The following is a 24,879-nucleotide window of genomic DNA, read 5'->3' as shown; positions in this document are numbered from 1 at the left end:
CGTACAGGCCGTCAGAGCCGCTCCTCCTCCCGGGTGGCTCCTCGACGCCACGCCGGGCCCTGGACGCCGCGGAGCCGTCCGCCCGCACCCGACAGCGGCCACCCTCCCGGACGACCGCCGCGCCTCGCTGCGTCCGCACGACCGGCGCGTCTCCTGCTCTCCGCTCCGGGAACGGCGGAGGGGCCCGGTCCGAAGACCGAGCCCCTCAGGGATGCGGCAGGAGCCGCGTCACCGCGTCATCAGTTCAGCGAACCCTCGACGGTCTCCTCGAAGGAGGTGGTGTTGCCCGTGCCGTACTTGTAGATCGAGACCGAGGCCTCGCTGGTGTCGCCGTTCTCGTCGAACGAGATCGGGCCGGAGAGGCCGTCGTAGTCGACGTCCTCGCCGTCGGCGATGAGCTTCGCGCAGTCGGCGAAGGTCGTGCACTTGGTGCCGCCCTCCGAGACCGACATGAGGTTGTCGCGGATGGTCGCACCGTCCGTCGCCTTGCCCTGGAGCGCGGCGAGAGCGGTCAGGACCGTGGCGTCGTACGACTCCGGCGCGTAGCTGAACACGGTCAGCGCGTCGTTGCCCTGCGACTCGACGAGCGACTGCAGCTTGCCCTGGAAGTCCTCGGACGCCTGGACGCCCGGGTTGGTGAACTGGGCGCCGGCGATGTCGACGTTGGTGTCGGACTCGCCGATGACGCCGTAGTTGCCGTCCGTGCCGTAGAGCTTCGAGAAGTCGAAGCCCTTGGCCGAGAGCTGCTCCGCGATGGTCTTGATCTCGTCGAACGAGATGACGACCAGCGCGTCGGGGTTCGGGGCGAGGACCGAGGTCAGCGCCGAGTTGAAGTCGGTCGAGGCCGGCTCGAAGATCTCCTCGGCCGCGACGGATGCTCCGCCCGCCTCGAGGGTCTCCTTGATGTTCTTCTCGAGGCCGGTGCCGTACGCGTCGTTCATGTACAGGATCGAGACGTTGGTCTTGCCGTCGCCGAGGATCTTGTTGCCGAGGATTCGGCCCTGGAGCACGTCCGAGGGAGCGGTGCGCCAGTAGTAGCCGTCGTCGTCGTAGGTCGTGAAGTCCGGCGAGGTGTTGGCCGGCGAGATCTGGACGACGCCCGCCTGGGTCACCTGGTCGATGAAGGTCTTCGAGACGCCCGAGGACGCCGCGCCGATGATGGCGGAGACGTTGTCGGCGATGAGGGACGTGGCCGACTGCGTCGCGATGTCGGTCGTGGTGTCGCCCGAGTCCTTCTGCTCCACGTCGATCGTGATGCCGGCCTTGGCGTCGTTGATGTCGACGACCGCCTGGTCGACGCCCGCGATCTCGGGCGGGCCGAGGACGGCGAGGGTGCCGGTCTGCGGGAGGATCGTGCCGATCTTGAGGGACAGGTCGCCCGAGCCGCTGTCGCCGCTCGATCCGCTGTCGCCGCCGCCGGCGCAGCCGGCGAGGACGAGAGCGCTGGCGCCCAGAATGGCGACGCCGCCGAGGGTTGCCCGGAGGGACCGCGCGCGGGCCGAGCCGGCCTTCGCGTAAACGCCCATGTTGCTCCTTGAGAGGTGTGTGTCAGTGGGAGCGGCGCCGGTGGCAACCGCTCGGCCAACCTAACCTTCGAAGCAGCCGTGAACAATACAGGGGTGTTACCAATACGTTTCGCGACCGGATCGTTACCATTCCGCTGTCGCGCCGCGCCAGGACGACGCGTTCCGCAGATCAGACGGAGGATCGGCGCCGTCTGCGCTCCGCGGCGACGAGGTCGCCTGAGAAGATCGCCAGGGCGGCCCACACCAGCGCGAAGCCGATCCAGCGCTCGAGCGGCATCTCCTCGTGCAGGACGAAGGCCCCGACGAGGAACTGCAGGAACGGCGTCAGGTACTGCACGAAGCCGACGATCGACAGCGGGAGGCGCCGGGCGGCGCCCGCGAACAGGAGCAGCGGGACGGCCGTGACGATCCCGGCCGAGGCGAGGATGAGGGCGTGCCCCGTCCCCTCCGTCGTCAGGGTCAGCCCCACCGTGGAGCCGACGACCGCCAGCTGCACCACGGCGAGCGGCGTCAGCCAGAGCGTCTCGAGCGTCAGCCCGCCGACCGCGTCCACCGTGCCGCCGACGCGGCTCTTCACCAGGCCGTAGAGGCCGAACGAGAAGGCGAGGGCGAGCGAGATCCACGGGAAGGATCCGTAGCCCACCGCGATGACCAGCACCGCGACCGCGCTGACGCCCATCGCGGCCCACTGCAGGGGCCGGAGGCGCTCGCGCAGCACCAGGACGCCCAGCAGCACCGTGACCAGCGGGTTCATGAAGTAGCCCAGGGCCGCCTCGATGACGTGGCCCGTGGTCGTGGCGATCACGTAGACCTGCCAGTTGACGTAGATGAGCACGCCCGCGATCGCCATCACGCCGAGCAGGCGGGGGCGGCGCAGCAGCGCGCCGAAGGAGCGCCAGCCGCGGAGGACCGTGAGCAGGATCACGCAGAAGACGAGCGAGAAGAGCACCCGGAACGCGACGATCTCGAACGGCGAGGCCGGCGCCATCGCGATGAAGTAGAGGGGCATCGCACCCCAGAGCAGGTAGGCCGAGAACGCGAACAGCAGCCCCGTGCCGGACATCCCGCCCGGGCGTCCCGCCGCTCCGAGCGCCTCCACTCCTTCGCCGACGGGCACGTCCGAAGGGGACGGCGAGACGGCCTCGGCAGGGGTGCGGGAGCTGGTCACTCCCCCGATGCTACGCAGGCGCGGGGTGGGAGGACGGCCCCGCAGCGGGCGGATCAGGCCACTGGTCGCGAGGAGGACCGGGAACGACGGAAGGGCCCGCCGACCGAGGTCGACGGGCCCTTCCGAGGGATGCTGCCTAGCGGACGACGACCGCGAGGACGTCGCGAGCGGAGAGGACCAGCAGGTCCTCGCCACCGAACTTGACCTCGGTTCCGCCGTACTTGGAGTAGATCACCTTGTCGCCGACGGCGACGTCGAGCGGCACGCGGTTGCCGTTGTCGTCGATGCGACCGGGTCCGACGGCGACGACCTCGCCCTCCTGCGGCTTCTCCTTGGCGGTATCGGGGATGACGAGACCGGAAGCGGTCACCTGCTCCGCCTCGACCTGCTTGATGACGATGCGATCTTCGAGCGGCTTGATGGACACCGACACGGTTGACCTCTTTCTTGACGACGATGTGGGCGGAACGCGGTTCTGGCACACACGCTCCGAGAGTGCTAGATCCATCGTAGGGGCTCCGCTGGCACTCGTGCAATCAGAGTGCCAAGCGGGGCGGCGGACCCGCCGGGAGGCCGTGGCCTACCATGGCCGGATGCGACGCGACGAGCTGGTCGAGCTCCTCTCCCCCGAGGGCCTCCGGCTCCTCGACTCCCTCGACGGCTACCGGTCCGACGACCTGGTGCGGGCCGTGGCACGCCTCCGGGCCGCCGGCCACTCCCCCGTCCTCGTCGCCGCGGTGCTCACCCAGGCGAGGCTCCGGCAGAAGGCGGAGGCGAAGTTCGGAGAGTTCGCCCGCTCGATGCTCTTCACGGACGCGGGACTCGAGCAGGCGACGCGGCTGCGCGTCGCCGCCCTGCACGCCGGCCGGTTCGCCGCGGCGGGAGCGGCGCGCGTCGCCGACCTCGGCAGCGGGATCGGCGGCGACGCCCTCGCGATGGCCGCGATCGACCTGGCGGTCACCGCCGTCGAGGCCGACGAGGTCACCGCGACCCTGGCCAGCTTCAACCTCGCCCCGTTCCCCGCGGCGAGCGCCGTGCACTCGACGGCCGAGGCCTTCGACCTCGACGGCTTCGACGCCGTCTACCTGGACCCGGCACGCCGCACGGCGGGCCACCGCGAGACCCGCCGGCTCGACGATCCGGACGACTACTCCCCCTCGCTCGACTTCGCGTTCGGCCTGGCCGAGCATCGTCCCGTGGGCGTGAAGGTGGGTCCCGGCTTCGACCGCGAGCGCCTGCCGCGGGACGCCGAGGCGCAGTGGGTCTCGGTCGACGGGGAGCTGGTCGAGACCGGGCTCTGGTTCGGTTCTCTGGCGCGCCCGGGCGTGCGCCGCTCCGCTCTGCTGCTCGGCGCGACCGGCTCCTCCGAGCTCACCGCGGCGGGCGACAGCGAGGACGAGGAGGTCGGCCCCCTCGGCGCGTTCGTGCACGAGCCGGACGGCTCCGCGATCCGCGCGCGCCTCCTGGGCGAGCTCGCGCGCTCCAGCGGCTCGCGGATGCTCTCGCCCGGCATCGCCTATCTGACGGGCGACGATGCGGCCGCCTCGCCCTTCCTCCGCAGCCTCCGAGTCCTCGCCGAGCTGCCGCTGGACGAGCGCACGCTGGCGAAGGAGCTGCGCACCCGCGGCATCGGCGTGCTCGAGATCAAGAAGCGCGGGGTGGACGTCGACCCCGCCCGCTTCCGCAAGCGGCTGGGCCTCTCCGGCACCGGCAGCGCGGTGCTGATCCTGACGCGGATCGCCGGGCGCCACCGCGCGCTGCTCGCGGAGCGCGTCGAGCGGCCCGCGCCGGCTCAGTAGCCGGAGGTGCCGGCGGCGAGGGCCACCACGACGAAGACGAGGAAGACCGCCAGGTAGATCAGCGAGACGGCGATGCCGGCGAACCCGGTGATGATCGCGGTCAGCGCGAAGCCGCGTGCGGCCGGCTCGCGCCGGCGTCCGAGGAAGCCGAGCACGACGGCCGGAGCCGACAGCAGGAAGCCGAAGCCGGCGGCGAAGAGCGTGATGACCAGGCCGACGATGCCGAGGATCATCCCGACGAGGCTCAGCGTGCGGGGGACGACGGGCGGGGCCGGCGGGACCGGGACGGAGCCGTGCTGCTCGTCGGAGCCGGGGCCGGGACGGGTGCTGTCGTCGCTCATGGCGCGAGTCTAGCCAGCACCCGGGCGGCGGCGGAGGGGTTCCGTCCGCTCACGCGGGCAGGTAGCCGCCGTCGCGCAGGTCGCCGACGAAGGCCGTCCAGGCGAGGTAGGCGATCACCGCGAGGACGATCGCGAGGTAGCCCAGCACGAAGCCGGCGACCGCGAGACCGCGGCCGCGCTGTCCGGAGCGTCGGGCCTGGGCGAAGCCGATGTGGCCGAGGACGATGGCGGCGGGCGCCAGCCCCAGCAGTCCGCACACCAGAGCCGCGACCGCGAGCGGATTCATCGGCGGGCGGCGGGGCGGGAGACCGGGGTAGGGATCGGCGGCGGCCGTCGGCGGCGGGTAGGCCGCCGACGGCTCGCCGAGCGGAGGGGCGAACGGCGCGGGCGCCGGTCCGGTCTGCGGTCCGGGCGCGGTGTCGTCGGTCACGGTGTCCTCCTGGTGGTGCGGGCGCCCCCGAGCCTCGGAGGCGTGTCGATCAGTACCCGGTCGAGGGCATGGTCGCCGCGATCGAGAAGAGCGCGACGAACGAGATGATGGTGATGATGATCGCGACGAAGCCGATGATGACGGCGGCGAGGGCGAGGCCGCGGCCCTTCTCCCCCGTGCGCTTGATCTGCGACAGGGCGATGAAGCCCAGCACGATGCCCACGATGGAGACGAAGAACGAGGCGATGAAGCCGATGATCGCCAGGATGTTGTAGCGGTCGGACGCGGGCGTGTACGGAGTGGTCATGGAATCCCCCAGGGTCAGGAACGAGCGGATGCGGCCAAGAGTGGCAGTGGCACGATCCGCCTGTCAAAAAGCTGGACGGCGCTTGCGCGGCCCGGCCGCCGCCCGGTAGAGGCCTCAGCGGACCTGGATCTCGGTGACCGGGAGGGTCGAGTCGGCCCCGAAGCCGAGCCCCGACGGCGGATGCCCCGCCTCGATCAGCTGCGCCGCCAGTGCGGCGATCATCGCGCCGTTGTCGGTGCAGAGCGAGAGCGCCGGGATCCGCAGGGTCACTCCCGCGGCCGCGCACCGCTCCTCCGCCAGCGCGCGCACCCGGGCGTTGGCGACCACGCCGCCGCCGAGCAGGAGGCGCGGCACGCCCCGGTCGCGGCAGGCGGCGAGCGCCTTCGTGAGCAGGACGTCGGCGACCGCCTCGCGGAAGCTCGCCGCGACGTCGGCCACGGGCACCTCCTCCCCCGCGTCCTGGCGCTTCTCGACCCAGCGGGCGACCGCGGTCTTCAGCCCTGAGAACGAGAAGTCGTAGCGGTGGCGCTCGAGGTCCTTCGGCAGGCTGAGCCCGCGGGGGAAGCGGATCGCCTTCGGGTCCCCGTCCGCCGCCACCCGGTCGATCTGCGGTCCGCCCGGATAGGGCAGGCCCAGGACTCGCGCCACCTTGTCGAAGGCCTCGCCGGCGGCGTCGTCGATGGTCTCGCCGAGCAGCTCGACATCCGACACCAGATCGCGCACGTGCAGGAGCGAGGTGTGCCCGCCCGAGACCAGCAGCGCGATCGTCGGCACCTCGACGGGGCTGCCCTCGCTGCCGTCGGCCCGGAGGACGTCGGCTCCCACGTGGCCGACGAGGTGGTTCACGGCGTAGAGCGGCAGGCCGAGCGAGACGGCGAGCGCCTTCGCCGCTCCGACGCCGACCATGAGGGCGCCCGAGAGCCCCGGTCCGCTGGTGACCGCGATCGCGTCCAGGTCGCCGAGCGCGACACCGGCCTCGGAGAGCGCCGCGTGCAGGGCGGGCTCGAGCGCCTCCAGGTGCGCCCGGGCGGCCACCTCGGGCACGACGCCGCCGTAGCGGGCGTGCTCCTCCATCGAGGAGGCGATGGTGTTCGAGAGCAGCGTCGTGCCGCGGACGATGCCGATCCCCGTCTCGTCGCAGCTGGTCTCGATGCCGAGGACGAGGGGTCCGGTGCTCACGGGGTCTCCTGGGTCGGGGTCGGCGGCAGGCGCATCACGATCGCGTCCACTCCGTCGGGCTGGTAGTAGGCGGGGCGGACGCCGATCTCCTCGAAGCCCTCCGAGCGGTAGAGGGTCTGCGCGGCGGGGTTGTCGGCGCGGACCTCGAGGAAGACCTCGCGGGCGCCGCGTTCGCCGGCCGCCTCGAGGAGCGCGCGCAGCAGTCGGCGGCCGAGGCCGGTGCGGCGGACCCGGGCGACGACCGCGATCGTCTGCACGTCGCCCTCGTGGGCGCCGACGGGGCAGAGGAGCCCGGCGTAGCCGACCACCTCGCCGTCCTGCTCGGCGACCAGGTACCGGGTGTGACGGCTCCGGATCTCCTCCGCCATCATCCCGCGCGACCAGGCGTCGCCGGCGAACTCGGACTCCTCGATCGCCATGACGGCGTCGAGGTCGTCCGCCTGCGCGTCGCGGAGCATGGCCTCGCTCATGCGGTCACCCGCTTGGGGCCGGCCGACAGCGTGACGTCGGGCGAGCGGAGGTAGAGGGGCTCGTCCGCGGCACCGGGCCGACCGGCCGCGCGCAGGCGGGCGGCCACGACTCCGAGCTCGCCGGCGGAGACCGACTCGGCCTCCAGGCGCGGGAGCTCCGGATGCGGGAGGGCCGGCGGCTTGTCCAGGCCCGGGCCGGCGAGGCGGACGGGGAGTCCCTGATCGTCGAGCCCGTCGTAGGCGCTCCAGTACAGCTCGCGACGACGGGCGTCGGTGACGACGAGGAAGCCGGCGGCGCGCCCGTGCCGCAGCGCGGCGAGCGCGATCGCGTCGTGCGAGACCACGGGGAGGGTGGGGACGCCGCGGCCGAGCGCGAAAGCCCGGGCGGCGGCGATCCCGACCCGGAGGCCGGTGAAGGGGCCGGGGCCCATGCCCACGGCGACCGCCTCGATGCCCCCGGGAGCCACGTCCGCCGCCTCGAGCGCCTCCTGGATCAGCCGGCCGACCACCTCCGCGTGGCGCATGGTGTCGGTCTCGGTGCGCTCCGAGCGCACGGCGCCCGCGGAGTCGACGACGGCGACGGAGGTTCCGGAGGAGGTGTCGATCGCGAGGAGCACGCGTCCAGGGTACCCGCGGGCTCAGCTCCAGCCGGTGCCGCGGAAGCGGACGGTCCGCGGCTCGATCGGCTCCTCGCCCTCCTCGGCGTCGGAGCCGGCGGTCGGCCGCTCGATGACCACGTCGAGCCAGGACTCCGCGACGCCGTCCAGCATCCCGGCCCCCCACTCCACGACGATCACCGAGCGCACCGGATCGAGGTCGAGGTCGTCGAGCTCGACCGGCGAGGCCACGCGGTAGGCGTCGACGTGCACGAGCGGCGGCCCGTCGTGCAGCGGCGGATGCGTCCGCGCGATCACGAAGGTGGGGCTCGTCACGGGACCCCGCACGTCGAGGCCCTCGCCGAGCCCGCGCGTGAAGGTCGTCTTGCCCGCGCCGAGCGGCCCGGTCAGCACCAGCAGGTCGCCGGCGCGCAGCACTCGGCCGAGCTCGCGGCCGAGCTCCGCCATGGCCTCCGGATCGGCGACCTCGACGACACGGTCCGCGAACCAGGAGCGCTCAGGCACGGCCGTCCGCCGCGCTCAGCAGCCGCCGCTGGACCCGCGGCCCGAGTCGGGTGACCAGCTCGTAGTTGATGGTGCCGCACCACCGCGCCCACTCGTCTACCGAGGGGACGCCGGTCGTCGGGTCGCCCCAGAGCGTCACCGGGTCGCCCGTCGCGACGCTCGCATCCCCCACGTCGACGACGAACTGGTCCATCGCGACCCGCCCGGCGATCCGGTGGCGGCGGCCGCCGATCGAGACCTCCGCGACGCCGGAGGCGCTCCGCGGGATGCCGTCCGCGTAGCCGAACGGCACGAGCGCGAGGGTCGTCCCGCCCTCGGCCCGCCAGGTGTAGTCGTAGCTCACGCCGGTCCCGTGGGGCACCCGGCGGACGCCGGCGACGCGGCCCTGCAGCGTCATCGCCGGGACGAGCCCGAGCTGGAGCGAGGTCTCGTCCTCGAACGGCGAGAGTCCGTAGAGGGCGATGCCGCTGCGCACCATGTCGAGGCGGGCCTCCGGGAGGCGCAGCGCCGCCGCCGTCGCCGCGAGGTGCAGGACCGGCGCCTGCACCCCGTGCGCCGCCAGCACGGCCTCGGCGCGGCGGAGGAGCGCGAGCTGGGCGAGGTCGTCCTCGCGCGAGGTGTTGGACAGGTGCGAGAACAGCCCGGTGAGGTGGACGGTGCCGCGAGCGCTGTGACGGGCGAGCGCCTCCGCCAGGTGCGGCCACTCCTCCTCCGCGGCGCCGTTGCGACTGAGGCCCGTGTCGACCTTGAGCTGCACGGCCGCGCGCACGCCGCGGTCCTCCGCCGACTGCGCGAGCGTGTCGAGCTGGTCGACCGAGGAGACGGCGACGTCGATCGAGTGCTCGAGCGCCGCGTCGAAGTCCTCGCCGGGGTCGTGCAGCCAGCAGAGGATCGGAGCGACGACGCCTGCCTCGCGCAGGGCCACGGCCTCCCGCAGCTCCGCGGTGCCGAGGGCGTCCGCGCCGCCGTCGAGCGCCGCCTGCGCCGCGGCCAGGGCGCCGTGCCCGTAGCCGTTGGCCTTGACGACGGCCATCAGCCGGCGGGCGCCGGTGAGCTCGCGCAGACGCGCGGCGTTCACCGCCATCGCGTCGACGTCGATCACCGCCTCTCGGTACGACGCGGGGACGCTCACGACTCTGCCACCACGAACGCGCAGGCCACGCCCGCGTCGTGCGTCATCGAGAGGTGCACGCGCGTGATCCCGCGCGCCTCCGCGGCCGCCCGGGCCGGGCCGTGCAGCGCGAAGGACGGATTCCCGTGCTCGTCCCGCTCGACGACCATGTCGTGCCAGCGGGCGCCCACGGAGTCGCCGAGCGCCTTGATCAGCGCCTCCTTGGCGGCGAAGCGGCCCGCCAGCGAGGCGACGGGGAGCGAGCGTTCGCTCTCGGCGAACAGCCGGTCGCGGAGCCGGGGCGTGCGCGTCAGCGAGCGCTCGAAGCGCGCGAGGTCCACGACGTCCACCCCGATCCCCACGATCACGGCTCGATCACTCGACCGTGACCGACTTGGCGAGATTGCGCGGCTGGTCGACGTCGAGGCCCTTGGCGGCGGCGAGCTCCATCGCGAACATCTGCAACGGGGTGACGGCGAGCAGCGGCTCGAACAGCGGGTCGGCGAGCGGGATCGGCACGACCTCGTCGGCGATCTGGATCGCGGCCGTGTCGCCCTGCTCCGCGATCGCGATGACGCGGGCGCCGCGGGCCTTGATCTCCTGGATGTTCGAGATCACCTTGCGCTGCAGCTCGTACGACTCGCTCGGGCTCGGCACGATCACGAAGACGACCTGGCCAGGCTCGATCAGTGCGATCGGGCCGTGCTTGAGCTCGCCCGCCGCGAAGCCCTCGGCGTGGATGTAGGCGAGCTCCTTGAGCTTCAGCGCGCCCTCGAGCGCCACCGGGTAGCCGACGTGGCGGCCGAGGAACAGCACCGCACGGGTGTCGGCCATCCAGCCGGCCAGCTGGGCGATGTCGTCGGAGGCGTCGAGCACGCGGGAGAGCTTCTCCGGGATCGCGGCGAGCTGAGCCGCCTGCGAGGCGACGAGCTCGGTGGAGGCGGCACCGCGCACCGCGGCCAGGTGCAGCCCGAAGAGGTAGAGCGCCGCGATCTGGGCGACGAAGGCCTTGGTCGAGGCGACCGCCACCTCCGGGCCCGCGTGCGTGTAGAGCACGGCGTCCGACTCGCGTGGGATCGTCGCGCCCTGGGTGTTGCAGACCGAGAGCGTCTTGGCGCCGTGCTCGCGGGCGTACTTGACCGCCATCAGCGTGTCCATCGTCTCGCCGGACTGGCTGATCGAGACGACGAGGGTGCGCGGGGTGAGCACCGGGTCGCGGTAGCGGAACTCGTGGCTGAGCTCGACCTCGACGGGGACGCGCGCCCATTTCTCGATCGCGTACTTGGCGACCATGCCCGAGTAGGCGGCCGTGCCGCAGGCGATGATCGTGATGCGGTCGATCTCCGTCAGCACCGGACCGAGCGCGTCGAGCTCGGGCAGCGTGATCGCGCCCTCGTGGATGCGGCCGCGGAGCGTGTTCGCGACGGCCTCGGGGCCCTCGGTGATCTCCTTCGCCATGAAGCTCGACCAGCCGCCCTTCTCGGACGCCGACGCGTCCCAGGCGATCTCGAACGGCTCGGTCTCGACGGGGTTGCCGAAGAAGTCGGTCACCGTGACGAGCTCCGGGGTGATCGTGACGATCTGGTCCTGGCCGATGGCGACCGCGCGGCGGGTGAACTCGACGAACGCCGCGACGTCGGAGCCGAGGAAGTTCTCCCCGTCGCCCAGGCCGATCACGAGCGGCGAGTTGCGGCGCGCGCCGACGACCACGCCGGGCTGGTCCTGGTGCAGGGCGAGCAGGGTGAACGCGCCCTCGAGGTGCGCGACGACGGCCTGGAAGGCGAGCACGAGGTCGCCGGTGCGGCGGTACTCGCGGGCGATCAGGTGCGCGGCGACCTCGGTGTCGGTCTCGCTCTCGAAGACGGCGCCCTCGGCGAGCAGCTGCTCCTTGAGCGGCTGGAAGTTCTCGATGATGCCGTTGTGGATGACGGCGAGCCTGCCCTCGTCCGCGAGGTGGGGGTGGGCGTTGCGGTCGGTCGGGCCGCCGTGCGTCGCCCAGCGGGTGTGGCCGATGCCCGTGGTGCCCTCGGCCAGCGGGTGCGCTTCGAGGTCGTCGACGAGGACGCTGAGCTTGCCCGAGCGCTTGCGGCTGTCGAGCTGCCCGTCGGCGTCGATCACGGCCACGCCGGCCGAGTCGTAGCCGCGGTACTCCAGACGCTTCAGGCCCCCGAGCAGCACGGCCAGGCTGTCGCGCTCACCGACGTATCCAACGATTCCACACATGCGCTCGATTCTAAGCGGCGCGGAGGCGCCTCCCGCGGCGTCGGGCACCCGGCGGGGCGGACGCTAGGATCGGTCCCCATGCCGTCGTCTCCTCGCGATCCCGCACGCGACGCGCACCCCTCCCCCTTCGTCGAGATCGTCCGCTCCGACTGGGCCGAGCTCGCCCGCACCACGGAGCTGCCGCTGTCGGAGACCGAGGTCGTGCAGCTGCGGGGGCTGGGCGACCGGCTGAGCCTCACCGAGGTCGCGGAGGTCTACCTGCCGCTCTCGCGCCTGCTGAGCCTGTACGCCGGTGGCGCGCGGCACCTGCACCGCGCGACGAGCACGTTCCTCGGGGAGCGCGCGCAGCCGACTCCGTTCGTGATCGGCGTCGCGGGGTCGGTCGCGGTGGGCAAGTCGACGATCGCGCGCCTGCTGCGGGAGCTGCTCGCCCGCTGGGAGGACACGCCCCGCGTCGAGCTGGTGACCACCGACGGCTTCCTGCTGCCCAACCGCGAGCTGGAGCGCCGCGGTCTGATGAGCCGCAAGGGCTTCCCCGAGTCGTACGACCGGCGGGCGCTGCTGCGCTTCGTCTCGGAGGTGAAGGGCGGGGCCGCGGAGGTGCGCGCGCCGTTCTACTCGCACCTCTCCTACGACATCGTCCCCGACGCCGAGATCGTCGTGCGGCGGCCGGACGTGCTGATCGTCGAGGGCCTGAACGTGCTGCAGCCGCCGGTGCCCGGTCACGGCCTGGCGGTCAGCGACCTGTTCGACTTCACCGTCTACGTCGACGCCCGGACCAGCGACATCGCGCGCTGGTACGAGGAGCGCTTCCTCACCCTGCAGCAGGGCGCGTTCGCGAATCCGAACTCCTACTTCCACCGCTACGCGGCGCTCAGTCCGGACGAGGCCCGTGAGCGCGCGCGGAGCATCTGGGCCGCGATCAACGAGCCGAACCTGCTGCAGAACGTGCGCCCCACCCGCTCCCGCGCGAGCCTGGTCCTCCGCAAGCAGGCCGACCACACCGTCTCCTCGGTCCTCCTCCGCAAGATCTGACCGCGCCCCCGGTCGCTGTTCGCCGCCGCGCGCACCGCGCAGCCACCGACCTCACCGAACCCTTCCACCGCAGGATCGGTGCAGGCTCGGCACCACCCACGAGCCGTCGGCGGGAATCGCGTGCCAAGCGATTCACGCGCGGCGAACGCGCCCCGCTCCACCCATCGCAACCACCTCGCGAAGCCGACCGCGAGGGGCTGCGCAGGGAGCGGCCCCGCAACGAACACAGCCGCGTGCCAAGCGCTTCACCCGCGGCGAACGCACCCCGCTCCACCCATCGCGACCACCTCCCCAAGCCGACCGCGAGGAGCCGCGCAGGGAGCGGCTCCTTAAGAACGCAGCCGCTCGAGCACGACCGCGGCGAGCGATTCGGCGAGGCGGTCGGCCGTCTCCTGCGTCTTCGCCTCGACCATGACGCGCACCATCGGCTCCGTGCCGGAGGGGCGCAGGAGCACACGGCCGTCGCTGCCGAGCTCGGCGGTGGCGTCGGCGACGGCGGAGGCGATGACCTCGTCGTCGCGGACGCCCTCGCGGTCGACGCCGCGCACGTTGAGGAGGGTCTGCGGGAAGACGGACATGACGGCGGCCAGGTCGGCGATCGTGCGTCCGGTCCGGGCCATCTCGGCCGCGAGCTGGAGGCCGGTGAGCACGCCGTCGCCGGTGGTGGCGTAGCGGCTCATGATGACGTGGCCGGACTGCTCCCCGCCGAGCGAGTAGCCGCCGTCGTTCATCGCCTCGAGGACGTAGCGGTCGCCGACCGCGGTCTCGATCACGCGGATGCCGGCGTCGCGCATGGCGAGCTTGAGGCCGAGGTTGCTCATGACGGTGGCCACGAGGACGTCGTCGCGGAGGGCGCCGCGGCGGGCCATGGCTGTCGCGAGGATCGCCATGATCTGGTCGCCGTCGACGATGCGGCCCTGGGCGTCCACCGCGAGGCAGCGGTCGGCGTCGCCGTCGTGGGCGATGCCGATGTCGGCGCCGGCTGCGCGGACGGCGTCGGCGACGTTGTCGAGGTGGGTGGAGCCCACTCCGTCGTTGATGTTGAGGCCGTCGGGGTCGTTGCCGATGACGGTGACGGTCGCTCCGGCGTCGGTGAACACCTGGGGCGAGATACCGGCGGCGGCGCCGTGCGCGCAGTCGATGACCACGTGCAGGCCGTCGAGACGGGTGCCCTCGAGGGATCCGAGCAGGTGGAGGACGTAGCGGTCCTCCGCGTCGGAGAAGCGGGTGATGCGGCCGACGTCGGCTCCGGTCGGCGTGAGCGGGGGGACTCCGAGGGCCGCTTCGATGCGGTTCTCGAGCTCGTCCGGGAGCTTGCGTCCGCCGGCGGCGAAGAACTTGATGCCGTTGTCGGCGGCGGGGTTGTGCGAGGCCGAGATCATCACGCCGAAGTCGGCGTTCTCGTCGGCGATGAGGTAGGCGGTGGCGGGCGTCGGGATGACGCCGGCGTCGAGCACGTCGACTCCCGCGCTCGCGAGACCCGCCGCGACCGCGGCTCCGATGAACTGACCGGAGATGCGGGGGTCGCGGGCGAGCACGGCGACGGGCCGACGGCCCTCGACCCGGGCGGCCGCTCCGAGTACACGGGCGGCCGCCTGGGCGAGGCCGAGAGCCAGGTCGGCCGTGACCTCGCGATTCGCGAGGCCACGGACGCCGTCTGTTCCGAACAGGCGCGGCATGGTGCGCAGTCCCTTCTCGAGCTGCTGGTCGTGCGGCCGTCAGGCCGCGTCGACTAGCGCTTCGAGAACTGGGACGCCTTGCGGGCCTTCTTGAGACCGGCCTTCTTGCGCTCGATGACGCGGGCGTCGCGGGTCAGGAAGCCCGCCTTCTTCAGGATCGCGCGGTTGTTCTCGCGGTCGATCTCGTTGAGTGCACGGGCGATGGCGAGGCGCAGCGCGCCGGCCTGACCGGAGGGGCCGCCGCCGGTGATCTTGGCGACCACGTCGTAGGAGCCGATCAGGTCGAGCACCTTGAAGGGGTCGGTGATCAGCTGCTGGTGCAGCTTGTTGGGGAAGTACTCCGCGAACTCGCGGGCGTTGACGGTCATGCCGCCGTTGCCGGGGACGAGGCGCACGCGGGCGATGGCCTGCTTGCGTCGGCCCACGGCTGCGCCGGAGACGTTGAGGACGGCGCGGGGCGTCGTGGACGCCTCGGTGGCCGGGCTTTCGGTGGAGTAGCTCTCGGGAGCCACGTCGATCTGGTCTGCGATCTTCGCCACGGTGTAGGTGATCCTTTGTCTTCGAAGTCTGGGGTGTCGGGGAGGGCCGGAGCCTACTGGGCGACCTGGGTGAAGGCGTACGCCTGCGGCTGCTGGGCCGCGTGGGGGTGCTCGGATCCCGTGTAGACCTTCAGCTTGCGCAGCTGGGCGCGCCCGAGGGAGTTCTTGGGGAGCATGCCGCGGATGGCCTTCTCGACGGCGCGGACCGGGTTCTTCTCGAGGAGCTCGGCGTACGTGGTGGCCGAGAGGCCGCCCGGGTAGCCGGAGTGGCGGTAGGCCTTCTTCTGAAGGAGCTTCTGGCCGGTGAGGGCGACCTTCTCCGCGTTGACGATGATGACGAAGTCGCCCATGTCCATGTGCGGCGCGAAGGTGGCCTTGTGCTTGCCGCGCAGGAGCGCCGCGGCGTGGGTGGCGAGACGGCCGAGCACGACGTCGGACGCGTCGATGACGATCCAGTCGTGCTGGACGTCAGCCGGCTTCGGAGAAAAAGTGCGAGTCACGTGAGTGCTGCTTTCTGGTCGGAGTGAGGTGTTCGTGGATCCCGCTCCGTGGCCGTTCGACCCGCGAGGGGGCCGAACCGATCCGGTGGAGGGCTCAACTTCGGGCGCTCGGCACACGGCCGAAAACACCAAGGGTCGACATTACAGCAAAGCCCCCGTGCGGCCAAGCACGGATCGTGGCGGCAGGGGCTCCGGCGGCGGGAGGTGCGACCCGAGCCGCCACGGGTCGCGGGGCGCGGTCGCGCGCCCTCGCCTCACTCCGAGTCCTCCGGGTCCGGCCCCTCGGTCCGCACGGTGCGCTTCGCCCGGGTGAGCAGGGCCCGCTCGGCGAGCGCGTCGTCCTCGGGGTAGTCGACCTCGCGGAGGATGAGGCCGCGGGCCGGCATCACCGCGAACGCGTTGGTCCGTCTGGCGGCGTCCCGGAGCAGCGGGACCGCCCCCGCCTCGAGCTTCCCGGCGCCGACCGCGACGCACGCCCCCACGAGGGCCCGCACCATGCTGTGGCAGAAGGCGTCCGCGCGCAGGTGGGCGTGCAGGACTCCGTCGGCGTCTCGCTCCCAGGTGAAGTCGAGCAGGCTCCGGATGGTGGTGGCCCCTACGCGGGCACGGCAGAACGACGCGTAGTCGTGCAGGCCCAGGAGCGAGCGGGCCGCGGCCGACATCGCGTCGAGGTCGAGGGAGTCGGTGATCCAGGTGGTGTACGTGCGGTCGAGCGGGTGGCGCATCGAGGAGGCGTCGGCCAGCCGGTACTCGTACCGCCGCCAGCGCGCCGAGAACCGCGCGTCGAACCCCTCCGGCGCCTCCGTCACCCGGTGCACCGAGACGTCGGTGTACTGCCCGAGGATCCCGCGGAGCCGCCGCTCCAGGATCGACGCGGGCGGGAACGGCTCCTCCCCCGGTCGGCGCCGGCCGGTGCTGATGCGGCCCCACTGCTCGGGGGTGAGGTCGACGTGGGCGACCTGGGCGCTGGCGTGCACGCCGACGTCGGTGCGCCCGGCGACCGTCACGGTCGGGTGCTGCTCGGAGCGCAGCACCAGGGCGAGCGACTCCTCGAGCACCCCCTGCACGGTGCGGAGGCCGGGCTGCTTGGCCCACCCGGAGAAGTGCGAGCCGTCGTAGGCCAGGTCGAGGCGGACGCGGTGGAGCATCAGACGAGTCTAGAGCGCGCCGTGGTCGCGGCTCAGGCGACCGCGAGCGGGACGTCGACGGCCGCCAGTGCCGAGACCGCCTAGCCGGCCAGCGTCGACTGCTCGCCGACCGAGGAGACGATCCGCGCCTCCCAGCCGCCTGCGAGCACGGCCAGCTCGGAGGGAGCGGAGGCGATGCCCTGCACCCAGTAGGCGGCCGTGCCCAGCGAGACCGGCACGGCGCCGAGCGCCTCGCCCGCACCGGTGAAGGTCTCGACGAGGGGCCCGCGGTGCAGCGTCAGCACGACGACCGGGTCGCCGCCGTCGACGGCGTAGGAGCACGTGTCTCCCGCGGCGGTGATCGACACGGTGCCCGCCGTCGAGCCGGCCTCCTGCTCGACCAGGGAGGCGGGGAGAGCGGTCGCGCAGTCCACGCCCTCGCTCGACGGCACGGAGGGCACGGAGGACACGGTCGGTGCGGCCGACGGCACGGGGGTCGTGCTCGCGAGACCCGCCGACTCCGGCACGTCGATCACCTCGCCGGAGGCGCAGCCGCTCACTCCGCCCGCGAGTGCCAGGGCGAGGAGCGCCGCAGCGGCCGAGGAGCGCAGTCGCACAGGAGTCCTCCGAGGATCGTCGGGGCGGACCCCGGGAGCGCCGGTCGTGACGCGGCCGCACCCGACGAGCGCAGCCGTGCCATCGTAAGCGACGATTCGCGCCACTCGGCCCCGTGGAACGACGAGAGCCCCCCGCCCCGGAGGGGACGGAGGGCTCTCGGGAGAGGGGGCGTGACTACTTGGTCGCGCCGGTCTCCTCGACAGGAGCGTCCTGCGCGGCGTCCTCGACGGGAGCGTCCTGCACGGGCGCCTCCTCGACGGGGGTCTCCTCGGCAGTGGGCTCCTCGGCGGGGGCCTCGTCCACCGGAGCGGACACGGGCGCCGTGGCGGTGCGCGACTTCTTCGCCTTGGGCGTGACGGGCTCGAGGACGAGCTCGATCACGGCCATGGGCGCGTTGTCTCCCTTGCGGGGGCCGATCTTGGTGATGCGGGTGTAGCCGCCCTCGCGCTCGGCGACGAGCGGAGCGATCTCGGTGAAGAGCTCGTGGACGACCGACTTGTCGCCGATCGTCGCGAGGACGCGACGGCGGGCGTGCAGGTCGCCGCGCTTGGCGAAGGTCACCAGGCGCTCGGCGAGCGGACGAAGGCGCTTGGCCTTGGTCTCGGTCGTCTTGATGCTCTTGTGCGTGAACAGGGCCGCGGCCAGGTTCGCCAGCAGCAGGCGCTCGTGTGCGGGTCCGCCTCCGAGGCGGGGGCCCTTGGTGGGCTTGGGCATGGGTTTACTCCAGTACTAAAGGGGTGTCAGCAGGTCGGACGCGAGGAGCCGGGGCTCCGGAGCGGAGGACCTAGATGCTCTCGTCGTCGTAGCTGTAGAAGTGGGCGCCGTCGAACCCGGGGACCGAGTCCTTGAGCGACAGGCCGAGCTCCGTCAGCTTCTCCTTGACCTCATCCACCGACTTCTGACCGAAGTTGCGGATGTTCATGAGCTGCGTCTCCGAGAGGGCGACGAGCTCATTGACGTTGTTGATGCCCTCGCGCTTGAGGCAGTTGTAGCTGCGCACCGAGAGGTCGAGGTCCTCGATGGGCATGGACAGCTCGGTCGAGAGGACCGCGTCGACCGGCGCGGGGCCGATCTCGATGCCCTCGGCCGCGTTGTTCAGCTCGCGGGCGAGACCGAACAGCTCGGTCAGCGTGCGTCCGGCGGAGGCGATGGCGTCGCGCGGCGAGATCGCGGCCTTCGTCTCCACGTCCACGACCAGGCGGTCGAAGTCGGTGCGCTCGCCGGCACGGGTGGCCTCGACGCGGTAGGTGACCTTCAGCACGGGCGAGTAGATCGAGTCGACCGGGATCTGGCCGGCCTCGGAGAACTCGCTGCGGTTCTGGGTCGCCGAGACGTAGCCGCGGCCGCGCTCGATCGTGAGCTCGAGCTCGAACTTCGCCTTGTCGTTCAGCGTGGCGATGACGAGCTCCGGGTTGTGGATCTCGACACCGGCCGGAGCCGAGATGTCCGCGGCGGTGACCTGGCCGGCTCCCTGCTTGCGCAGGTAGGCGGTGATCGGCTCGTCGTGCTCGGAGGAGACGACGAGTCCCTTGATGTTCAGGATGATCTCGGTGACGTCCTCGCGGACGCCCGGGACGGTCGTGAACTCGTGCAGGACTCCGTCGATCCGGATGCTGGTGACAGCGGCGCCGGGGATGGAGGACAGCAGGGTGCGACGCAGCGAGTTGCCGAGCGTGTAGCCGAAGCCGGGCTCGAGGGGCTCGATGACGAAGCGGGAACGGAACTCCGAGATGTTCTCCTCGGTGAGCGTCGGACGCTGTGCGATAAGCACTGATGATTCCTTTCGATCACGTGTCCGCTATATGACACGTGCGTTTGCGAGGTGTGGAGTTGTGAAAGAAATGCGCGATCCGTCGGCCGGCCGCACTCCCCGCCCGGAGGCGGTTCGTGCGGCCGGCCGACGGCTGCGAGTGCTGCTTAGACGCGACGACGCTTGGGCGGGCGGCAGCCGTTGTGCGCCTGCGGGGTGACGTCGTTGATCGAGCCGACCTCGAGGCCTGCGGCCTGGAGCGAGCGGATCGCGGTCTCACGACCCGAGCCGGGGCCCTTCACGAAGACGTCCACTTTCTTCATGCCGTGCTCCTGAGCCTGGCGCGCGGCCGACTCGGCGGCGAGCTGGGCGGCGAACGGCGTCGACTTGCGCGAGCCCTTGAAGCCGACTCCGCCGGACGAGGCCCAGCTGATGACGGCCCCGGAGGGGTCGGTGATCGAGACGATGGTGTTGTTGAACGTCGACTTGATGTGGGCCTGGCCCACAGCGATGTTCTTCTTCTCCTTGCGGCGCGGCTTGCGCGCGGCCGACTTGGGGGTAGCCAATTCTGTATCTCCTCTAGGTCCGTGTCGCCCGCGTTACTTGCGGCCGGCCTTCTTCTTGCCGGCGACGGTGCGCTTGGGTCCCTTGCGGGTGCGCGCGTTCGTCTTGGTGCGCTGTCCACGGACCGGGAGGCCGCGACGGTGGCGGAGGCCCTCGTACGAGCCGATCTCGACCTTGCGGCGGATGTCGGCGGCGACCTCGCGGCGGAGGTCGCCCTCCACCTTGTAGTTGCCCTCGATGTAGTCGCGGAGCGAGACGAGCTGGTCGTCGCTGAGGTCCTTGACGCGGATGTTGCCGTCGATCCCGGTGTCGCTCAGGGTCTTGAGCGCGCGAGTGCGGCCGACACCGTAGATGTAGGTCAGTGCGACCTCCACGCGCTTCTCGCGCGGGATGTCTACTCCTGCCAGACGTGCCATTGTGGCTTCTCCTGTGAGTGAGTGGAGGTGTGAAGCAGCACCGGTGCCTCGGCCTCCGACCGAAGGTGTCCTCGCCGTCCACCCCGGGGTCGCCGGGGTGCTGCGCGATTTCTGGTGCTGCGGGTGTGTTCAGTTGTGCAGTGGAGGCGGCACGCCGCCCCTGCGCTCCCTCGCGGAAGCAGCGGGACTAGCCCTGGCGCTGCTTGTGGCGGGGGTTGCTGCTGCAGATGACCATCACGTTGCCGTGGCGGCGGATGATCTTGCAGTGGTCGCAGATGCGCTTGACGCTGGGGTTGACCTTCATTGTTCTTGTCCTTGTTTTCGCTGGCGTCGTGCTCCCGGCGGATGCCGGGGCCGTTCCTTACAGGACACGCACGTCGCGAACGTCAGCGGAGCGAACGCCTACTTGTAGCGGTAGACGATCCGGCCGCGGGTCAGGTCGTAGGGGCTCAGCTCCACGATCACCCGGTCCTCGGGGAGGATCCGGATGTAGTGCTGACGCATCTTGCCCGAGATATGGGCGAGAACTTTGTGTCCGTTGGTCAGCTCCACGCGGAACATCGCGTTGGGGAGCGCCTCGACAACCGCACCTTCGATTTCGATGACACCGTCTTTTTTGGCCATAGCCTCACTGTCGTTCGGAAGTAGTGTGTGTACTGGTCGTGCGAATGTTTCCGCGACGAGCCACCACCGGGCGAGAGCCCGGATCGGGGTTCGCGGGCATGCCGGAGCACGCGCAAAACACCAAGGGTCGATGCTACGCGAATCGCGGCCGTTCCGCCACCTCGGGCGTGTCGCCCCCTCCTCCGCCTCCGCGCCCGACGCGCGCCCCCTGCCGGGCCCCGCGTCCGCCGCCGCCTAGGCTGGCTCCGTCGAGCCGGAGGGAGAGCACATGGCGCGCACGACGAGGTCAGCGACCGCGAGGCGGAGCTGGTACTCGCACCCGGTGGTGACGATCCTGGCGGCGATCGCGGTCATCGCCCTGGTGCAGACCTTCTTCGTGAAGGTGTACACGGTGCCGACCGGCTCGATGGAGAACACCCTCCAGGGCGGCGGGTTCTTCGGCGACCGCATCCTGGTCGACCGCACCCTCGCCCTCCAGGGCGGGCCGGAGGAGGGGCAGATCGTCGTCTTCTCGCGCGACGCCGACTGGGGCGCGAGCGACGAGGCCGGCAGCCCCCTCTCCGAGATCGTGAAGACCTTCGGCGACGTCACCAGCATCGGCCCCTCCCACGAGGAGTTCCTCGTCAAGAGGCTGATCGCCGAGGGGGGCCACACCGTCTCCTGCTGCGACGCCGAGGGGCACGTGCTGGTCGACGGGAAGCCGCTGGACGAGTCCTACGTGTTCGAGGACTTCCCCTTCACCGCCGGGACCCTCGACTGCACGACGAGCCCCGCGTCCCTCCGCTGCTTCGACGAGTACACCGTCCCCGAGGGCTCCCTCTTCGTCCTGGGCGACCACCGGTCGAACTCCAACGACTCGCTCGGCGAGTGCCGCGGCGCCGGCGGGCCGATCGACACGTGCGTGAAGACCGTGCCGATCGACAGGGTCACCGGACGCGTCTTCGCCGTGGCCTGGCCGCTCACCCGCTGGCGGCTGTTCTAGCGCTCCGCCCGAGCCGCCGCAGACGACGACGAGGTCCCCCGCGAGAAGCAGGGGATCTCGTCGTCGTTCGCCGCCGTGCGGCCACGGGACTACCCGCGCACGACCGCCACGACCCGGTCGAAGAGCGGATGCTCGGCCGTGAGGCCGGTGACCTCCGCCACGAACTCCTCCGGGCTGAGCGCGGCCAGCTTCTCGTGGAGCTCCACGCTCTGGGGGTCCTCGGGCACGTCGAAGCGCAGCGCGGCGCCGATCGCGGCGAGCAGGCCCTCCGGCGTGCGCCCGCGGTCGGCGAGCTCGGCCGCCGGTCCGATGAAGCGCTCGTGCCGCGACAGCTTCCGCAGCGGCTGGCGTCCCACCCGGTCGACCGTGTCGGTCAGGTACGGGTTCGCGAAGCGCTTCAGCGTCTTCTCGAGGTAGGCCTGCTGCTCCTCGTCGCTGAAGCCGTGCTTGGCCACGATGAGCGCCTTGGTGTCCTCGAGCGCGGCCTTGACCGCGTCGTGCACCTCGGGCATCGCCAGCGCGTCGGAGAGCTTGTGCGCTCCGGCCGCGAAGCCGGTGTAGGCGGCCGTCGCGTGGCCGGTGTTCACCGTGAAGAGCTTCCGCTCGATGAAGGGCTCGAGGTCGTCGACCCAGGTCGCGCCCGGGATCTCCGGCTCGGTGCCCTCGAACGGAGTGCGGTCGACGACCCACTCGAAGAAGCTCTCCACTGTCACGTCCAGGCCCTGGCCCGGGTCCTGGTTCGGGACGATGCGGTCCACCGCGGTGTCGGCGAAGACGGCGCGGGTGCGCAGGCGCTCCCACTCGTCCGCGCCGAGGTTCGCGGCGACCTCGGTCTGCAGGAGGCGCGTGGCGTTGATCGCGTTCTCGCAGGCCATGACCGCCAGCCGCGGCGCCGACTCGTCGCGGGCCGCGAGGCCCTTCGCGATCACGGGGGCGACGAAGCGCAGAATGTTCGGGCCGACGGCCGTGGTGACGATGTCGGCGGCGGCGATCTCGCGGACGAGAGCCTCCTCGTCGGCGGCCGAGTCGATCGCACGGAAGCGGTCGACGACGTGCGTGGCCGCCTCCTCCCCCACCTCGTGCACCTCGTAGCTGTCGGCGGCGGCGAGGCGGCCGATCAGCTCGGAGTTGACGTCGGCGAAGACGAGCTCGTAGCCGGCGCCGTGCAGGATCAGGCCGACGAAGCCGCGGCCGATGTTGCCGGCGCCGAAGTGGACGGCGGTGGGCATCAGGAGTTGACCTCGCCCAGCAGGCTGTAGAGCGACTGCGCGTCCGGGGCGTCGAGGAGCTTCTGCACCTCGTCCTCCTCCGAGAAGATGATCGCGATCTTGGAGAGGATCTCGAGGTGCTCGTTGTCGACGCCGGCGATGCCGACGACGAAGCGCACCTCGTTGCCGTCCCAGTCGATCGGCTGCGCATAGCGCACGAACGAGAGGGCGGAGGAGCGGATCTCGTCCTTCGCGTCGTTGGTGCCGTGCGGGATGGCGAGCAGGTTGCCCATGTAGGTCGAGACGGTCGCCTCGCGGGCGAGCATGGCCTCGTAGTAGGCGGGGGTGACCGCGCCGACGCCGACCAGCATGTCGGCGGCCTCCTTGATGGCGGCCTCCTTCGTGGTGGCGGTGCCGGAGGCGTCGATCTGTCCGATGGTGAGCACGTCGCTCATGGGGTGCGTCCTTCCGTGGAGGTGCTGACAGCGAGGGAACCCGCAGGGGCGAGCGGAGCGTGTCCGCTCTGTCGCACCCTACGGGTTCCGTCCGAATGGTTGGCGTACTACTTAGCGTGCTGCTCCGCGACCAGCGAGACGACCTCGTCGTACTTCGGGCTGTTCATGAAGTTGTCCACGGAGACGTGGATCGCGCCCGGGGTGCGCTGGCGGGCGCGCTCCGTGAGCTCGGCCTGGGTGATGACCAGGTCCACGTCGTCCTCGAGAGCGGCGATCGCCTTGTTGGTGACCGTGACGTCCTCGAAGCCCGCCTTCTTCATCTTGTTCCGCAGCACCGAGGCGCCCATCGCGGACGAGCCCATGCCGGCGTCGCAGGCGAAGACGATGTTCCGGACCTGGGTCGCGGTGGCCGTGGCCCCCGCGGTCGAGGCGCCGGCCGAGTCCTGCGGAGCGTTGGCGCCGCGGGCGTTGATGAGCGAGCCGACGGCGCTCTCCTTGCCCTTGTTCGCCTCGTTGGCGGCGACGGCGGCGGCGAGCTTGTCGTCGCCCTCCTGCTCCGCGGCCAGGTCGCGCTTGCGGCCGGACCGGATGATGACCGAGGCCACCAGGAACGACACGGCGGTCGCGAGGATCACCGAGAGGATGACGCCGAGGAAGCTGTCGTTCGCGGTCTGCAGGAGCACCGCGATGATCGAGCCGGGCGAGGCGGGGGCGCGGAGGCCGGAGTTGAACGCGACGTTCGTCGCGACACCGGTCGCACCGCCGAGGATGACGGCCGCGAGCAGCGCCGGCTTCATCAGCACGTACGGGAAGTAGATCTCGTGGATGCCGCCGATGAAGTGGATGATCGCCGCGCCGGGAGCCGAGGCGCGGGCCGCGCCGACGCCGAAGAACGCGAAGGCCAGGAGCACGCCCATGCCGGGGCCGGGGTTGGCCTCGAGGAGGAAGAGGTAGGACTTGCCCGCCTCCTCCGCCTGCTGCACGCCCAGCGGCGTGAGGATGCCGTGGTTGATGGCGTTGTTCAGGAAGAGGATCTTCGCCGGCTCGATGAAGAGCGAGGTCAGCGGGAGCAGACCCGCGTTGACCAGGAACTCCACGCCCGCCCCGAGGGCGGTCGAGAGGCCGACCACGAGCGGCGCGACGCCCGCGAAGGCGAGGAGCGCGAGGAGGAGGCCGAGGATTCCGGCGGAGAAGTTGTTGACCAGCATCTCGAAGCCGGGCTTGATCTTGCCGTCCCAGATCGAGTCGACCTTCTTCATCAGCCACGCCGACAGCGGGCCCATGATCATGGCGCCGATGAACATCGGGATGCCGGCGCCGACGATGACGCCCATGGTCGCGATGGTGCCGACCACGCCACCGCGGGCGCCGTAGACCATGCGGCCGCCGGTGTTCGCGATGAGGAGCGGGAGGAGGTAGGTGATCATCGGGGCGACGAGGCCGGTGTTGACCACGTCGGGATCCGTGCTCCAGCCGCCGAACTGCTGGACCCAGGTGGCGTCGATGCCGAGGAGCGGGAGCCATCCGGTCTGGATGAAGAGGGCCGTGATGAAGCCCCAGGCGATGAAGGCCGCGATGTTCGGCATGACCATTCCCGAGAGGAAGGTGCCGAAGCGCTGGACGTGGACGCGCGCTCCACCGCGCGTCGACGTCGCTGACGTCGTTGTCATGTGGTGTGTTCTCCGATTTCTAGGGGCGGGCGGGCGG

Annotated in this window: 30 protein-coding genes; 3 read left to right on the top strand and 27 right to left on the bottom strand. The window is 71.5% G+C overall.

The genetic code is table 11. From position 1 onward, the window contains the following. Positions 1-239: 239 nt before the first annotated feature. From C5D09_RS12325 to groES, 3 genes are all read right to left on the bottom strand, one after another. Positions 240-1,526 carry an ABC transporter substrate-binding protein gene (locus C5D09_RS12325; RefSeq protein WP_104234163.1) on the bottom strand — a complete coding sequence of 429 codons (1,287 nt, stop codon included), beginning with the start codon at positions 1,524-1,526 and terminating at the stop codon, positions 240-242. A 169-nt stretch (positions 1,527-1,695) separates the two neighbouring features. Continuing rightward, positions 1,696-2,589 carry an EamA family transporter RarD gene (gene rarD, locus C5D09_RS12320; RefSeq protein ID WP_104224726.1) on the bottom strand — a complete coding sequence of 298 codons (894 nt, stop codon included), beginning with the start codon at positions 2,587-2,589 and terminating at the stop codon, positions 1,696-1,698. Positions 2,590-2,830: 241 nt separating this feature from the next. Next, the gene (groES, locus tag C5D09_RS12315; RefSeq protein ID WP_097167691.1) at positions 2,831-3,127 is read right to left on the bottom strand and encodes a co-chaperone GroES; all 297 of its coding nucleotides are present in this window, start codon (positions 3,125-3,127) and stop codon (positions 2,831-2,833) included. Positions 3,128-3,287: 160 nt separating this feature from the next. Here groES and C5D09_RS12310 point away from each other — a divergent pair, with 160 nt between their 5' ends. Then, positions 3,288-4,493, top strand: coding sequence for an SAM-dependent methyltransferase (locus C5D09_RS12310; protein WP_104269415.1), 1,206 nt, complete (start codon positions 3,288-3,290; stop codon positions 4,491-4,493). On the opposite strand, the gene C5D09_RS12305 is transcribed toward C5D09_RS12310, so the two are convergent. The 10 genes from C5D09_RS12305 to glmS form a co-directional block, all read right to left on the bottom strand. Next, positions 4,487-4,834: a DUF4190 domain-containing protein gene (locus C5D09_RS12305; RefSeq protein WP_104269414.1), complete on the bottom strand. Its 348-nt coding sequence runs from the start codon at positions 4,832-4,834 to the stop codon at positions 4,487-4,489. The two genes, C5D09_RS12310 and C5D09_RS12305, sit on opposite strands and share 7 nt — an antisense overlap. A 49-nt stretch (positions 4,835-4,883) precedes the next feature. Continuing rightward, complete coding sequence (locus C5D09_RS12300) at positions 4,884-5,264, bottom strand: DUF4190 domain-containing protein (protein ID WP_104234159.1); 381 nt, start codon at positions 5,262-5,264, stop codon at positions 4,884-4,886. A gap of 49 nt (positions 5,265-5,313) precedes the next feature. Next, positions 5,314-5,571, bottom strand: coding sequence for a DUF4190 domain-containing protein (locus C5D09_RS12295; RefSeq protein WP_104225014.1), 258 nt, complete (start codon positions 5,569-5,571; stop codon positions 5,314-5,316). 114 nt (positions 5,572-5,685) lie between these two features. After that, complete coding sequence (gene tsaD / locus C5D09_RS12290; RefSeq protein ID WP_104225013.1) at positions 5,686-6,750, bottom strand: tRNA (adenosine(37)-N6)-threonylcarbamoyltransferase complex transferase subunit TsaD; 1,065 nt, start codon at positions 6,748-6,750, stop codon at positions 5,686-5,688. Further along, entirely contained in the window at positions 6,747-7,220 is a 474-nt protein-coding gene (rimI, locus tag C5D09_RS12285) for a ribosomal protein S18-alanine N-acetyltransferase (RefSeq protein WP_104269413.1), read from the bottom strand. Before rimI ends, tsaD begins: the two co-directional genes overlap by 4 nt. Then, the gene (tsaB, locus tag C5D09_RS12280; RefSeq protein ID WP_104225011.1) at positions 7,217-7,837 is read right to left on the bottom strand and encodes a tRNA (adenosine(37)-N6)-threonylcarbamoyltransferase complex dimerization subunit type 1 TsaB; all 621 of its coding nucleotides are present in this window, start codon (positions 7,835-7,837) and stop codon (positions 7,217-7,219) included. Before tsaB ends, rimI begins: the two co-directional genes overlap by 4 nt. Before the next feature lie 21 nt (positions 7,838-7,858). After that, positions 7,859-8,284 (bottom strand): tRNA (adenosine(37)-N6)-threonylcarbamoyltransferase complex ATPase subunit type 1 TsaE, encoded by a 426-nt coding sequence (gene tsaE / locus C5D09_RS12275; RefSeq protein ID WP_104269431.1) that lies wholly within the window; start codon positions 8,282-8,284, stop codon positions 7,859-7,861. 49 nt (positions 8,285-8,333) lie between these two features. After that, positions 8,334-9,443, bottom strand: a complete 1,110-nt coding sequence (gene alr / locus C5D09_RS12270) for an alanine racemase (RefSeq protein ID WP_258066993.1) — start codon at positions 9,441-9,443, stop codon at positions 8,334-8,336. Positions 9,444-9,469: 26 nt separating this feature from the next. Beyond that, positions 9,470-9,820, bottom strand: a complete 351-nt coding sequence (locus C5D09_RS12265) for a holo-ACP synthase (RefSeq protein WP_104225009.1) — start codon at positions 9,818-9,820, stop codon at positions 9,470-9,472. Between the two features lie 7 nt (positions 9,821-9,827). Then, positions 9,828-11,675 (bottom strand): glutamine--fructose-6-phosphate transaminase (isomerizing), encoded by a 1,848-nt coding sequence (gene glmS, locus C5D09_RS12260; RefSeq protein ID WP_104227413.1) that lies wholly within the window; start codon positions 11,673-11,675, stop codon positions 9,828-9,830. Between the two features lie 78 nt (positions 11,676-11,753). Between glmS and coaA the strand changes: the two genes are divergently transcribed. Further along, positions 11,754-12,710: a type I pantothenate kinase gene (gene coaA, locus C5D09_RS12255; RefSeq protein WP_104234153.1), complete on the top strand. Its 957-nt coding sequence runs from the start codon at positions 11,754-11,756 to the stop codon at positions 12,708-12,710. A 329-nt stretch (positions 12,711-13,039) separates the two neighbouring features. Here coaA and glmM read toward each other — a convergent pair whose 3' ends face one another. The 11 genes from glmM to infA form a co-directional block, all read right to left on the bottom strand. Continuing rightward, positions 13,040-14,389, bottom strand: a complete 1,350-nt coding sequence (gene glmM / locus C5D09_RS12250) for a phosphoglucosamine mutase (protein WP_104269411.1) — start codon at positions 14,387-14,389, stop codon at positions 13,040-13,042. Positions 14,390-14,442: 53 nt separating this feature from the next. Further along, positions 14,443-14,928, bottom strand: a complete 486-nt coding sequence (rpsI, locus tag C5D09_RS12245; protein ID WP_104225004.1) for a 30S ribosomal protein S9 — start codon at positions 14,926-14,928, stop codon at positions 14,443-14,445. Positions 14,929-14,981: 53 nt separating this feature from the next. Beyond that, positions 14,982-15,428, bottom strand: coding sequence for a 50S ribosomal protein L13 (gene rplM / locus C5D09_RS12240; RefSeq protein WP_104225003.1), 447 nt, complete (start codon positions 15,426-15,428; stop codon positions 14,982-14,984). A gap of 254 nt (positions 15,429-15,682) precedes the next feature. Next, the gene (locus C5D09_RS12235; protein ID WP_104261555.1) at positions 15,683-16,576 is read right to left on the bottom strand and encodes a tRNA pseudouridine(38-40) synthase TruA; all 894 of its coding nucleotides are present in this window, start codon (positions 16,574-16,576) and stop codon (positions 15,683-15,685) included. An 80-nt stretch (positions 16,577-16,656) separates the two neighbouring features. Then, positions 16,657-17,172 carry a hypothetical protein gene (locus C5D09_RS12230; RefSeq protein ID WP_104269410.1) on the bottom strand — a complete coding sequence of 172 codons (516 nt, stop codon included), beginning with the start codon at positions 17,170-17,172 and terminating at the stop codon, positions 16,657-16,659. A 175-nt stretch (positions 17,173-17,347) separates the two neighbouring features. Next, complete coding sequence (rplQ, locus tag C5D09_RS12225) at positions 17,348-17,887, bottom strand: 50S ribosomal protein L17 (RefSeq protein WP_104251133.1); 540 nt, start codon at positions 17,885-17,887, stop codon at positions 17,348-17,350. Between the two features lie 70 nt (positions 17,888-17,957). Further along, the gene (locus tag C5D09_RS12220) at positions 17,958-18,944 is read right to left on the bottom strand and encodes a DNA-directed RNA polymerase subunit alpha (protein ID WP_104224999.1); all 987 of its coding nucleotides are present in this window, start codon (positions 18,942-18,944) and stop codon (positions 17,958-17,960) included. Between the two features lie 146 nt (positions 18,945-19,090). Then, positions 19,091-19,489: a 30S ribosomal protein S11 gene (rpsK, locus tag C5D09_RS12215; RefSeq protein ID WP_055787170.1), complete on the bottom strand. Its 399-nt coding sequence runs from the start codon at positions 19,487-19,489 to the stop codon at positions 19,091-19,093. 33 nt (positions 19,490-19,522) lie between these two features. Beyond that, on the bottom strand, positions 19,523-19,903 hold the full coding sequence (rpsM, locus tag C5D09_RS12210; RefSeq protein WP_068251511.1) for a 30S ribosomal protein S13: 381 nt from the start codon (positions 19,901-19,903) through the stop codon (positions 19,523-19,525). Between the two features lie 187 nt (positions 19,904-20,090). Further along, on the bottom strand, positions 20,091-20,207 hold the full coding sequence (gene rpmJ, locus C5D09_RS12205; protein ID WP_055787164.1) for a 50S ribosomal protein L36: 117 nt from the start codon (positions 20,205-20,207) through the stop codon (positions 20,091-20,093). Between the two features lie 98 nt (positions 20,208-20,305). After that, positions 20,306-20,527: a translation initiation factor IF-1 gene (infA, locus tag C5D09_RS12200; RefSeq protein ID WP_022883252.1), complete on the bottom strand. Its 222-nt coding sequence runs from the start codon at positions 20,525-20,527 to the stop codon at positions 20,306-20,308. Positions 20,528-20,795: 268 nt separating this feature from the next. Here infA and lepB point away from each other — a divergent pair, with 268 nt between their 5' ends. Further along, on the top strand, positions 20,796-21,509 hold the full coding sequence (gene lepB, locus C5D09_RS12195; RefSeq protein ID WP_104269409.1) for a signal peptidase I: 714 nt from the start codon (positions 20,796-20,798) through the stop codon (positions 21,507-21,509). An 89-nt stretch (positions 21,510-21,598) separates the two neighbouring features. On the opposite strand, the gene C5D09_RS12190 is transcribed toward lepB, so the two are convergent. From C5D09_RS12190 to C5D09_RS12180, 3 genes are all read right to left on the bottom strand, one after another. Further along, entirely contained in the window at positions 21,599-22,738 is a 1,140-nt protein-coding gene (locus C5D09_RS12190) for a mannitol-1-phosphate 5-dehydrogenase (RefSeq protein ID WP_104269408.1), read from the bottom strand. Further along, positions 22,738-23,172 (bottom strand): PTS sugar transporter subunit IIA, encoded by a 435-nt coding sequence (locus tag C5D09_RS12185; RefSeq protein WP_104224996.1) that lies wholly within the window; start codon positions 23,170-23,172, stop codon positions 22,738-22,740. Before C5D09_RS12185 ends, C5D09_RS12190 begins: the two co-directional genes overlap by 1 nt. Before the next feature lie 107 nt (positions 23,173-23,279). Beyond that, positions 23,280-24,842 (bottom strand): PTS mannitol transporter subunit IICB, encoded by a 1,563-nt coding sequence (locus C5D09_RS12180; RefSeq protein ID WP_104269407.1) that lies wholly within the window; start codon positions 24,840-24,842, stop codon positions 23,280-23,282. Between the last annotated feature and the right edge of the window lie 37 nt (positions 24,843-24,879).

Origin of the sequence: Rathayibacter sp. AY1C9 (assembly GCF_002932315.1) — a bacterium.
Taxonomy (GTDB): Bacteria; Actinomycetota; Actinomycetes; order Actinomycetales; family Microbacteriaceae; genus Rathayibacter.
This window is presented reverse-complemented; position numbering and strand designations above follow the sequence as displayed.

Coding starts and splice junctions, on each gene's coding strand:
- C5D09_RS12235 (WP_104261555.1), bottom strand. CDS start 16,576: ATGCTCCACCGCGTCCGCCTCGACCTGGCCTACGACGGCTCGCACTTC.
- rpmJ (WP_055787164.1), bottom strand. CDS start 20,207: ATGAAGGTCAACCCCAGCGTCAAGCGCATCTGCGACCACTGCAAGATC.
- tsaE (WP_104269431.1), bottom strand. CDS start 8,284: ATGGCGGAGCTCGGCCGCGAGCTCGGCCGAGTGCTGCGCGCCGGCGAC.
- rimI (WP_104269413.1), bottom strand. CDS start 7,220: ATGAGCGAGGCCATGCTCCGCGACGCGCAGGCGGACGACCTCGACGCC.
- C5D09_RS12305 (WP_104269414.1), bottom strand. CDS start 4,834: ATGAGCGACGACAGCACCCGTCCCGGCCCCGGCTCCGACGAGCAGCAC.
- rplQ (WP_104251133.1), bottom strand. CDS start 17,887: ATGCCCAAGCCCACCAAGGGCCCCCGCCTCGGAGGCGGACCCGCACAC.
- C5D09_RS12325 (WP_104234163.1), bottom strand. CDS start 1,526: ATGGGCGTTTACGCGAAGGCCGGCTCGGCCCGCGCGCGGTCCCTCCGG.
- C5D09_RS12310 (WP_104269415.1), top strand. CDS start 3,288: ATGCGACGCGACGAGCTGGTCGAGCTCCTCTCCCCCGAGGGCCTCCGG.
- C5D09_RS12180 (WP_104269407.1), bottom strand. CDS start 24,842: ATGACAACGACGTCAGCGACGTCGACGCGCGGTGGAGCGCGCGTCCAC.
- coaA (WP_104234153.1), top strand. CDS start 11,754: ATGCCGTCGTCTCCTCGCGATCCCGCACGCGACGCGCACCCCTCCCCC.
- C5D09_RS12185 (WP_104224996.1), bottom strand. CDS start 23,172: ATGAGCGACGTGCTCACCATCGGACAGATCGACGCCTCCGGCACCGCC.
- rarD (WP_104224726.1), bottom strand. CDS start 2,589: ATGTCCGGCACGGGGCTGCTGTTCGCGTTCTCGGCCTACCTGCTCTGG.
- infA (WP_022883252.1), bottom strand. CDS start 20,527: ATGGCCAAAAAAGACGGTGTCATCGAAATCGAAGGTGCGGTTGTCGAG.
- C5D09_RS12190 (WP_104269408.1), bottom strand. CDS start 22,738: ATGCCCACCGCCGTCCACTTCGGCGCCGGCAACATCGGCCGCGGCTTC.
- lepB (WP_104269409.1), top strand. CDS start 20,796: ATGGCGCGCACGACGAGGTCAGCGACCGCGAGGCGGAGCTGGTACTCG.
- C5D09_RS12295 (WP_104225014.1), bottom strand. CDS start 5,571: ATGACCACTCCGTACACGCCCGCGTCCGACCGCTACAACATCCTGGCG.
- glmM (WP_104269411.1), bottom strand. CDS start 14,389: ATGCCGCGCCTGTTCGGAACAGACGGCGTCCGTGGCCTCGCGAATCGC.
- glmS (WP_104227413.1), bottom strand. CDS start 11,675: ATGTGTGGAATCGTTGGATACGTCGGTGAGCGCGACAGCCTGGCCGTG.
- rpsM (WP_068251511.1), bottom strand. CDS start 19,903: ATGGCACGTCTGGCAGGAGTAGACATCCCGCGCGAGAAGCGCGTGGAG.